This window comes from Streptomyces mayteni, from assembly GCF_054783955.1.
Genome location: NZ_BAAGPR010000182.1, coordinates 1 through 9,387, shown reverse-complemented (window position 1 = coordinate 9,387; position 9,387 = coordinate 1). Strand labels below are relative to the sequence as shown.

Genomic DNA, 9,387 nt, shown 5'->3' with positions numbered 1-9,387 from the left:
GGCGCCGTCACGGCGGCGGCGCCGGCGACGAACGCCGGCACGTGGGCCGCGCCGGCGGCCCGGCTGTCGCGCCAGAGGCGGCGTTCCAGGGCGGCGGCGGCCCGGCCGATGCCGGCGACGGGATGGCCGCGGCGCGGGTCGCCGAACACCAGGTCGGCGAAATAGCCGAGGGCCAGACCGCACGCCACGGACTGTGGTGGGCGCATCGGCTCAGCCGGCCGGGCTCACGCTCCGAAGGGCACGGCGGGGGGCAGGGGGCGGGCGGCGGCCAGGCATGGGAACGTCCTCACTCAGGGTCCTCGCCCTGGTTCGACGCGACCGGCGGTGAGAGTCTCCTGGCTCCCGGATCCGCGCTCCCCCGGCCTTCCAGCCCCTGCGGGCCGTGACCTACGGGTGGGAGAGCACTCCCCGGTGACAGTGGCGGGACCGCGCCGGAATCGCACCGGCTTCCTCTCCTGCCGCCGTTGGGCACCGTCGAGTGCACCACGCGGAACATGGCACGTCAACACCCCCACCGCTCCCGCCCCGTGGCCGATCACGGCTCGGTTCCCGGCCGGCGGTCGGCCCGTTGGGCGCCGCGCCGGCGGACGGAGCCGAGTTGACTGCGTGCCAGGTCGGCCGTCATGAACCGCTGCGCCACCGCGCCGAGGATCTCCGTCATGGCCGACACGGCGGGCGTCGCCTCCCGGTCCTTCGGGCGGGCCAGCAGGATCCGGCGGATGGGGGCCGGCACGTCGGATCCGAACCGCACGAGCCGCACGTCGTCCCGCCGGTTGGTGAGCGCGAGCCGGGGCGCGATGGCGATGCCGAGGCCCGCGGCGACCATCGCCTGCGCCTCCTGGTAGTCGTGCGACTCGTAGGCGATCCTCGGCTCGAAGCCGGCCAGCCGGCAGCTGCGCCGCAACACGTCGGCGACGGGGTGGTTGTCGGCGCGGATGATCCAGTCCTGGGTCGCGAGCGAGCCGAGGCTGATCTCGGGCTCGGCCAGCAGCTCGGAGGTGGCGGGGACGACCAGCACGGTCGGGTCGTTGAGGAGGTGGCTGACCGTGAGCGAGTCGTCGGTGACCCGGTTCCACCGGTAGTCCCAGAGCAGCGCGAGCTCCACCTCGCCGGTGTAGAGCATCTCGCGCAGCTGGGCCAGCATGGCCGATCTGACCTCCACCCGCGCCCCGGGGTGGGCGCGGGCGAACCGGGTCAGGGCGAGCGGCAGCAGCGAGGCGCTGACGGTGGGGAACGAGCCGAGGCGCACGGTGCCGCGGTCGAGCCTGGCGAAGGCGTCGAGGTCCGCCTCGGCGGCGCGAAGTTCGCGCCTGATCGACCTGCCGTGCGCGACGAGCGCCGCCCCCGCGCCGGTCAGCCGGACGCCGCGCGGCAGCCGTTCGAGCAGCGGCTGGCCGACCTCCGCCTCCAGCCGGGACATCTGCTGCGAGGCGGCGGACGCGGTCATCCCGGCGGCGACCGCGGCCGCCGTGAGCGAGCCGTGCTCGGCGATCTCGGTGAGCAGGAGCAGTCTCTTCACGTTCAGCACGCCCCGAGAATAGCCTTTAGCTCAGCTAAAGGCGCCTCAAGTTTCCAGGTATTGTTCTCAACCCTCAGCGCTGCCATCGTGACCGCGTTCACCCTCCGCAACAAGCACGGAAGGACGGTCGCAGTGCGCGTTCCCGCGAGTCTGGTGCGTGGTGGCACGAGCAAGTGCTGGCTCTTCGACCACCGCGACGTCCCCTCGTCGATGGACGGTCTCGAGCGCCTGCTCGTCAACGCCTACGGCGCCACCGACCCGGTACACCTGGACGGCGTCGGCGGTGCCACGCCGACGACCTCGAAGGCGGCGGTCGTCAGGCCCTGCGCCGACGAGGGCGTCGACGTCGAGTACCTGTTCGGCCAGGTCGGCATCGGCGTCGGCCGGGTCGAGTGGGGCAGCAACTGCGGCAACTGCGCCACCGCCATCGCGCTCTGGGCGGTCACCAGGGGGCTGGTCCCCATCGAGGGCGACCTGACCCGGGTCGTGATGCGCAACACCAACACCGGCGCCGTCCTGGAGGCCGGCGTCGACACCGCGGGCGGCGTCGCCCACGAGTTCGGCACCGAGACCGTGCCGGGCACCAGGTCGGGCGGCGTGGCCGTCGGGCTGACCTTCGTGGACGCGGCCGGGCGGTCCACCGGGGCGCTGCTCCCCACCGGGAGCCCGCTCGACGAGCTGCGGGTCGGCGACGAGCGGGTGCCCGTCACCATGCTCGACGCCGGGGCGCCGGTCGTCGCGGTGGACGCCGCCGCGACCGGCCGCACCGGCGCGGAGTCGATCGCCGCCGTGCGCGGCGACGTCGGCTGGCTGCGCGCGGTGCGCCACGCCGCCGCACCCCTGATGGGCCTGCGCCGCCCGGGCGAGCCGCCGGTGGACGCCGTACCCAAGGTGGGGCTGGTCGGCGCGCCGGTGCCCTACGTCAGCTCGACCGGGGAGCGCGTCGCCGCGACCGACTACGACGTGTCGGTGCGGATGCTCACCATGAACGACCCGCACCCGGCGATCGGCCTCACCTCGGCCGTCGCCGTCGCCGCGGCCAACCTGGTCGACGAATCGGTGGTGCGGATGGTATCCACGGCGACAGCGGACACTCGGCTGCGCATCGGCACACCCGCCGGTGTCGTCGAGGTCACCTGCGCCGATATCGACTCCGCGGGACCCCACCGGGTCACCGTGCGTCGCGCCGCCCGCGTGTTGTGCGACGCCGAGATCTTCGTGCCGGAACCGGTCCCCACCGCGGCCTAGCGGCATCTCCCATATCCCCGCCTCCCCCCTTTTTCCCGCACCGCTAAGGACAACGATGTCTGCTGAAGTCATATCCATCGGCGCGCTGCTGGTCATGTTCCTCGTCGGTACCGTCTTGCCGATCAACATCGGGATCCTCGCCTTCGTCGCCACCTTCGTGATCGGCACCGCCTCGCTCGGCATGACCGAGGACGAGATCTTCGAGGGCTTCCCGGTGAACCTGTTCGTGACGATCGTCGGGGTCACCTACCTCTTCTCTATCGCCCGCCGCAACGGCACCATCGACCTGCTGGTCGCGGCCAGCGTGCGGCTGGTGCGCGGCAAGGTGGCCCTGATCCCCTGGGTGCTCTTCTTCGTGGCCGCGGCGCTCACCGCGTTCGGCACCTTCACCCCGGCGGCCGTCGCCATCCTGGCGCCGATCGGCATGGACTTCGCGTTCAAGCACCGGCTGAACCCGCTGATGATGGGCATGGTGGTGATCAGCGGCGCGCACGCCGGCGCGTTCTCGCCGGTCGCGGTCTCCGGGGCGCTGGTCCTCGACATGGTCGAGGGCACCTCGATCTCCGTCTCGGCGCCCACCCTGTTCCTCGCCAGCTTCGGCTTCAACCTGCTGCTCTCGCTGCTGACCTTCGTGCTCCTCCGCCGCGGGACGAACGCCGCGGCCCGGGTCTCGGCGGGCGCGGCGGCCTCGGACGCCGCATCGGACGCCGTGCCGGACGAGGCCGACGCCGCCGCGGCCCCCGGCTCCCCCGGCGTGACCTGGCGGCAGGGGCTGACCCTGGTCGCGCTGCTGGTCCTGGTCGTCGGCGCCCTCGTCTTCGAGCTGCAGATCGGCTTCCTGGCGCTGGCCGCCGGCGCGGTGCTCGCGCTGGTCGACATGAAGAACCAGGAGAAGGCCATCGAGGGCATCGGCTGGTCCACGATCCTGCTGGTGGCCGGCATGATGACCTACATCGCCATGCTGGAGCACGCCGGGACCATCGAGCTGATCTCCGAACACGCGGCCGGCGTCGGCGCCCCCCTGATCGTGGCGCTGCTGCTGTGCTTCACGGTCGCGGTGACCTCGGCCTTCGCCTCCTCCACCGCGATCCTGACCACCATCATCCCGATCGCCGTGCCGCTGCTGCTCTCCAGCCACCTGAACGCGGCCGGCCTGATCGCGGCCCTGGCGATCTCCACGACCATCGTGGACGTCTCCCCGTTCTCCACCAACGGCGCCCTCGTGCTGAGCAACGCCAGGGGCGTGGACCGGGAGCGGTTCTACCGCCAGGTGATGAGCTACACGGTGGGGATCGTCGGCATCGGCCCGGTGCTCGCCTGGGGCGCGCTGGTCGTGGTGCCGTGGACCCTGTGACCCGGGTGCCGTGACGCCGGCGGCGGCCGGCCGGCGTCCCGGGATGGCGCCGCAACGCCGTGGCGGAACCACGGGGTCGCTCAGTGGTGGGCGTGGCCGTGCGCGTACTCGTCGCGGCGGCGCAGCATGACGGCAAGCATGAGCGGGAACATCGCCGTGTGCGCCACCATCATCAGGGTCATCCCGTCGATCACGCCCCACCACAGGAGGGGGAACAGCGGGACGACCGGGGCGAACATGGCGCCGCACATCTCCAGCGTCACGCCCCAGCCGTGGCGTCGGAAGCGCATCCAGGCGGCCATGCCGGCGGACATGTCGAACGCCATCAGCAGATAGGCGAGTTCGGGATCCCGGTCGTGGGAGAGGTCGACCCCGGCGGCGGACCACAGCAGGTCGAGTGCGAACATGCCGACGAACATGGCGACGATCATCTCGACGTAGTGCAGCGCGAACCGTCTCCAACGCCGCCTGGCGGCAAGGGGATCGGTGTCGGTGGATGCCGTCGGGGTGGTGCGGGTCCTGGTCATGCCGCCCACGGTCCCGGCGGCCGGCGGGCCCGCCAAGGCCTGGCGGCTGGCAGGGCCGAATACTTGGGCTCCCCGTCCTTCCGGCATAGGGTCGTGCCGTGACCGGACGACGAGTGGCCGTGGTCGGGTACCACGCGGCCGAGTTGCTCGACATCTCGTGCGTGACGACGAGTCTGATCATGGCGAACCACCACGGCGCCGCGCCGCCCTACGACGTGTTCCTCGCCACCCCTTCCGGCCACCCCATCGTCTGCGCCAACGGGTTGACGTTGCAGGGCCAGCGGGCCGTCGAGCGGCTCACCGGGCCGCTCGACACGCTCGTCGTCTCCGGGGGAATCGGCCACGAGGAGGCGGCCGCCAGCGAGGCGTTGGTCGGCCATGTCAGGCGCCTCGCGCGGGAGAGCCGTCGCGTCGCCTCCGTGTGCACCGGCGCCGAGGTGCTGGCCGCCGCCGGCCTGCTCGACGGCCGGCGCGCCACCACCCACTGGGAGTTCGCGCCCCGGCTCGCCGCCCGCCATCCCGAGGTCGCCGTCGACGCCGACCCGATCTTCGTCCGGGACGGCAACGTGGCCACCGCGGCCGGTGTCACCAGCGCCCTGGACCTCACCCTGGCGTTCATCGAGGAGGACCACGGCGCCACGCTCGCCAGGACGGTGGCCCGCTACCTGGTGACCTATCTGCAACGCCCGGGGAACCAGGCGCAGATGAGCATGTTCACCCAGGACCCGCCGCTCGCCGACGGCCTCGTGAAGCGGGTCGTGGCCCGGATCACCGGCCAGCCGGACGGCGACCTGACCACGGCGACGCTGGCGGCCGGCGCCGGGGTGAGCGAGCGCCATCTGACCCGGCTGTTCCTGCGGGAACTCGGCCAGACCCCTGGGCGGTTCGTGCGCCGGGCCCGCACCGAGGCCGCGGCCCAGCTGCTGGCCACCACGTCGCTGCCGATGGCCGGCGTCGCGAGCCGGTGCGGCTTCGGCTCGGCCGAGACCCTCAGGCAGGCGTTCGTCGACCAGTACGGGATGCCGCCCTCGCGCTACCGCCTGACCCAGGCCAGCGCGTTCCCGGCCAAGCCGGCGACGAGCGTGGAGTAGCGACGGCACTTCGCTGCTAGCTTGTTTTTGTCATGGGCACACTTCTCATCGAGGAGGAACGTCCGGTGCAGACTTGCAGGTTCACCCGTCGCGCGGTGTTGGCCGCGGCGGCGGGCGGCGTGGCGGCGTTGGGTTCGACGGCCCTGGCGGGCACCGCCCAGGCGGCGGCCGCCCCGCCGAACGGGACGGTTCGGGTCTTCTGGCTCCGGCCGTCGGACGTGGCGAACGACCAGCGGTACCCCGACGGCATCGCGGGCGTGATGCGGGAGTCGCGGCGCTACTACCAGCAGGAGCTCGGCGTCACGTTCACCCTGAACGAGCCGGTGGTGGAGGTCGTCACGGGCAACCACCCACGCTCCTGGTACGAGAACACGCCGAACGGTGGCGAGCAGTACTGGTGGGTGGTCTTCAACATGCAGCAGGAACTGATGTCCAGGTTCGGGCTGGTGTCCCCCGACTCGCGGTGGCTGTGCGTCGGTGAGATCAGCGCCGAGAAGCAGGGCGTGTCGGGCGGTGGCGGCGGCGCCGGCTGGGTGATCCTCAGCGGCCACGACGCGGACGGCGCGGCGGGCATCGGCGGCAACATGAACCGGTGGTACGGCGGCATGGTGCACGAGCTCGGCCACGCCCTGGGGCTGCCCGACTCGTCGTTCACCGACGGCACGCCGATGTCGGCGTCGTTCTACGACTACCCGAACTGCCACTTCAACCAGTCGCAGAAGAACGGGATCAGGAACGGCCGGTACGGCGGCTTCCTGTCCTGAGGCGCCGGGCGGCGCCGGAGCACGCCGGAGCAGGCCCTAGGCTCGCGGCATGGCGAAGTACTTCGATGTGCATCCGGAGAATCCGCAGCGGCGGACGATCGGGCAGGTGGCCGACGTCGTTCGGGACGGCGGGCTGATCGTCTATCCGACGGACTCGTGCTACGCGTTGGGGTGCCGGCTCGGCGACGGCGCCGGCCTGGAGCGCATCCGGGCCATCCGCCGCCTCGACGACCGGCACCACTTCACCCTGGTGTGCCGGGACTTCGCGCAGCTCGGGCAGTTCGTCCGGATGGACAACACGGCGTTCCGCGCGATCAAGGCGGCGACGCCTGGCCGCTACACGTTCATCCTGCCGGCGTCGAAGGAGGCGCCGCGCAGGCTGCTGCACCCGAAGCGGAAGACCGTCGGGGTGAGGATCCCGGAGCACGTCGCCGCCCAGGCACTGCTGGCCGAGCTGGGGGAACCGCTGATGTCGAGCACGCTGCTGCTGCCCGGCGAGGAGGAACCCCTCACCTACGGCTGGGAGATCAAGGAGCGCCTCGACCACGTCGTGGACGCGGTCCTCGACTCCGGGGACTGCGGCCTCGAACCGACCACGGTCGTGGACTTCTCCGAGGGGTCGCCCGAGCTGGTGCGTCGCGGCGCGGGCGACCCCACCCCGTTCGAGTAGCGGTGGTCGTCCCGCGATGACGGCCACTGACGGGCACGGCTTCGGCCCGGCGCCCGAGCTCGCCGTGCCGAGATCCCGGTCGTGAGCTGGCGCGTACGGTCGTACACCCCGGAGTGTACGATCGTACGCGTGAATGCGAACGACTACTTCGCCGGGGATCCGCGCACCAACCGGGAGCGGATGCTCGCCGGTGAGCTCTACGTCGCCGACGATCCGGAGAGCGCCGCCATCGCGCGGCGGGCCGTCAGGATGCTCGATGAGTTCCGGCTGGAGGTGGTGGCCGGCCGGGACGACCGGGCGCGGGAGATCCTGGCCGAGGTGCTCGGGAGTCTCGGTCAGGACGCCGTGGTCAGGCCCCCGCTGTTCGTCGACTACGGCGAGAACGTCCACATCGGCGCGCGGACCTTCGTCAACTTCAACCTGACCGCCCTGGACGTGGCGGCGATCACCATCGGGGAGGACTGCCAGATCGGCCCCAACGTCCAGCTGCTGACCCCGACCCACCCCATCGAGCCCGGGCCGCGCCGGGACAAGCTGGAGGCGGCCAGGCCGATCACGCTCGGTGACAACGTCTGGCTCGGCGGCGGGGTGATCGTCTGCCCGGGGGTGACCATCGGGGACAACACCGTCGTCGGCGCCGGCGCCGTGGTCACCCGCGGCCTCCCGGCGAACGCGGTGGCGGTGGGCAACCCCGCCCGCGTCGTCCGGAAGATCTGAGCCCGCTGTGTCCCCCACCGGGACCGGTCGCGGCGATCCGGGCCGCCGCGACCGGATCATCGACGCCTGCCTCGACGTGATCGCCGAGGTCGGCGTCGCGGGCACCTCGCACCGCCGGGTGGCGGCCAGGGCCGGCGTGCCGCTGGGCTCCATGACCTACCACTTCACGGGCATGGACGAACTGCTGCGCGAGGCGTTCGGCCGCTTCGCCACCTCCGTAAGCGACGGGTTCGCGCAGGTCATGGCCGCCGCCGGCGACCTCGACGCCGCGCGGCGGGCGGTGGTCGACCTCATCACCCGCGACGTCCTGACCGACCGGCGCGACCTGGTGCTGACGCACGAGCTCTACACGCTGGCCGCCCGCGAACCCGCCTTCCGGGACATCACCAACGCCTGGATGGCCCGGAGCCGGCAGGCGCTGGAACGACACTTCGATCCGACGACCGCCCGCCTGCTCGACGCCCTGATCGAGGGCCTCACCATCCACCGGGCCCTGGACACCGAGGCCCACGACCCCGCCGTGGTGGCCACGGCCGTCGGGCGCATCGCGCGTGCCGCGGCGCCGTGACGGTCGTCCGGACGTGTCGGCCGTCCGACGTGTCGTGGCGCGCTCGCCGGGTACTCGGTACCCTCACCATCGGCCGGCGGCCGGGCCGCACGGAGCGAGGAGGGCAGGCGCATGACCGCGAGCGCGCGCCACGACGACGACGTGATCGACATGCTGATCGACCAGCACGCCCGCATCCGGGAACTCTTCACCGACGTGAAGGGCGCCAGGGGCGCGCCCAAGCGGCGGGCCTTCGAGGAGCTGCGGGCCCTGCTCGCCGTGCACGAGACGGCCGAGGAGATGATCCTCAGGCCGGTCGCCGCGGTCACCGCGGGTGAACTGGAGGCGGACACCAAGAACCTGGAGGAGCAGGACGCCACCCGGACGCTGGTGCTGCTGGAGCGGATGGACGTGGACAGCGCCGAGTTCGACCGGACCTTCCTGGACTTCGAGCTGGCGGTGCTGCGGCACGCGGAGCGGGAGGAGCACGAGGAGTTCCCCGCCGTGCGGGCCGGCCGCACCGACGAGGAGCGGCGGGAGATGGGCGCCAGGCTGCGGGCGGCGGAGAAGGTCGCGCCCACCCACCCCCACCCCTCCACGGCCGGGAAGCCGGCGGCCCAGTGGGCGCTCGGCCCCTTTGCCTCGCTGGTGGACCGCACCAGGGACGCCATCGACGCGGCCACCCGGCCCCGCTGAGCCCCGGAAGCCAACCCGCCGATCCCCCGCGCCGACGCGGGGGATCCTTCATGCCCGCGAACGGGGTCGCGCCCGGATCCCCCGACCGGTGCCCTAGGTGTTCTGTCTCGGGAGGTTGTGGACGGTGATGTAGGTCTCGGCTGGGGGATCTTGAATGGGTGAGGGCCTTCCGGGTTCGGTGTGGATTACGACGTCTACACCGACCTTGAGAAAGGCCCTCATGCACCACCGTAATGCCCCGTTGACCGAGACCG

Annotated in this window: 11 protein-coding genes and 1 riboswitch; of the genes, 8 read left to right on the top strand and 3 right to left on the bottom strand. The window is 72.3% G+C overall.

Annotated features, from left to right (window positions below; all coding sequences use genetic code 11):
* Positions 1 to 206, bottom strand: a 206-nt coding sequence (locus ACYVPE_RS38025; protein WP_461038411.1) for a cobalamin biosynthesis protein, incomplete at its 3' end; no start/stop codon positions are given.
* A 123-nt stretch (positions 207 to 329) separates the two neighbouring features.
* Positions 330 to 452: riboswitch (cobalamin riboswitch) on the bottom strand.
* An 83-nt stretch (positions 453 to 535) separates the two neighbouring features.
* On the bottom strand, positions 536 to 1,528 hold the full coding sequence (locus ACYVPE_RS38020; RefSeq protein WP_461038410.1) for a LysR family transcriptional regulator: 993 nt from the start codon (positions 1,526 to 1,528) through the stop codon (positions 536 to 538).
* A gap of 123 nt (positions 1,529 to 1,651) precedes the next feature.
* Between ACYVPE_RS38020 and ACYVPE_RS38015 the strand changes: the two genes are divergently transcribed.
* Together ACYVPE_RS38015 and ACYVPE_RS38010 are read left to right on the top strand one after the other, a co-directional pair.
* On the top strand, positions 1,652 to 2,767 hold the full coding sequence (locus ACYVPE_RS38015) for a PrpF domain-containing protein (RefSeq protein ID WP_461038409.1): 1,116 nt from the start codon (positions 1,652 to 1,654) through the stop codon (positions 2,765 to 2,767).
* A 55-nt stretch (positions 2,768 to 2,822) separates the two neighbouring features.
* On the top strand, positions 2,823 to 4,121 hold the full coding sequence (locus ACYVPE_RS38010; RefSeq protein WP_461038408.1) for an SLC13 family permease: 1,299 nt from the start codon (positions 2,823 to 2,825) through the stop codon (positions 4,119 to 4,121).
* Between the two features lie 80 nt (positions 4,122 to 4,201).
* Here ACYVPE_RS38010 and ACYVPE_RS38005 read toward each other — a convergent pair whose 3' ends face one another.
* On the bottom strand, positions 4,202 to 4,648 hold the full coding sequence (locus ACYVPE_RS38005) for a hypothetical protein (RefSeq protein WP_461038407.1): 447 nt from the start codon (positions 4,646 to 4,648) through the stop codon (positions 4,202 to 4,204).
* A 98-nt stretch (positions 4,649 to 4,746) separates the two neighbouring features.
* On the opposite strand from ACYVPE_RS38005, the gene ACYVPE_RS38000 reads away from it, so the two are divergent.
* From ACYVPE_RS38000 to ACYVPE_RS37975, 6 genes are all read left to right on the top strand, one after another.
* Positions 4,747 to 5,739: a GlxA family transcriptional regulator gene (locus ACYVPE_RS38000; RefSeq protein WP_461038406.1), complete on the top strand. Its 993-nt coding sequence runs from the start codon at positions 4,747 to 4,749 to the stop codon at positions 5,737 to 5,739.
* A gap of 32 nt (positions 5,740 to 5,771) precedes the next feature.
* Positions 5,772 to 6,503, top strand: a complete 732-nt coding sequence (locus tag ACYVPE_RS37995; protein ID WP_461038405.1) for a hypothetical protein — start codon at positions 5,772 to 5,774, stop codon at positions 6,501 to 6,503.
* Between the two features lie 49 nt (positions 6,504 to 6,552).
* Positions 6,553 to 7,173, top strand: coding sequence for an L-threonylcarbamoyladenylate synthase (locus ACYVPE_RS37990; RefSeq protein ID WP_461038404.1), 621 nt, complete (start codon positions 6,553 to 6,555; stop codon positions 7,171 to 7,173).
* 180 nt (positions 7,174 to 7,353) lie between these two features.
* Entirely contained in the window at positions 7,354 to 7,890 is a 537-nt protein-coding gene (locus ACYVPE_RS37985; RefSeq protein ID WP_461038412.1) for a sugar O-acetyltransferase, read from the top strand.
* Between the two features lie 7 nt (positions 7,891 to 7,897).
* Positions 7,898 to 8,458 (top strand): TetR/AcrR family transcriptional regulator, encoded by a 561-nt coding sequence (locus tag ACYVPE_RS37980; RefSeq protein WP_461038403.1) that lies wholly within the window; start codon positions 7,898 to 7,900, stop codon positions 8,456 to 8,458.
* Positions 8,459 to 8,569: 111 nt separating this feature from the next.
* A complete protein-coding gene (locus tag ACYVPE_RS37975) occupies positions 8,570 to 9,133 on the top strand; it encodes a hemerythrin domain-containing protein (protein WP_461038402.1) in 564 nt (187 codons plus the stop codon).
* Positions 9,134 to 9,387: the final 254 nt, after the last annotated feature.

Coding starts and splice junctions, on each gene's coding strand:
- ACYVPE_RS38010 (WP_461038408.1), top strand. CDS start 2,823: ATGTCTGCTGAAGTCATATCCATCGGCGCGCTGCTGGTCATGTTCCTC.
- ACYVPE_RS38005 (WP_461038407.1), bottom strand. CDS start 4,648: ATGACCAGGACCCGCACCACCCCGACGGCATCCACCGACACCGATCCC.
- ACYVPE_RS37995 (WP_461038405.1), top strand. CDS start 5,772: ATGGGCACACTTCTCATCGAGGAGGAACGTCCGGTGCAGACTTGCAGG.
- ACYVPE_RS37990 (WP_461038404.1), top strand. CDS start 6,553: ATGGCGAAGTACTTCGATGTGCATCCGGAGAATCCGCAGCGGCGGACG.
- ACYVPE_RS37985 (WP_461038412.1), top strand. CDS start 7,354: ATGCTCGCCGGTGAGCTCTACGTCGCCGACGATCCGGAGAGCGCCGCC.
- ACYVPE_RS37975 (WP_461038402.1), top strand. CDS start 8,570: ATGACCGCGAGCGCGCGCCACGACGACGACGTGATCGACATGCTGATC.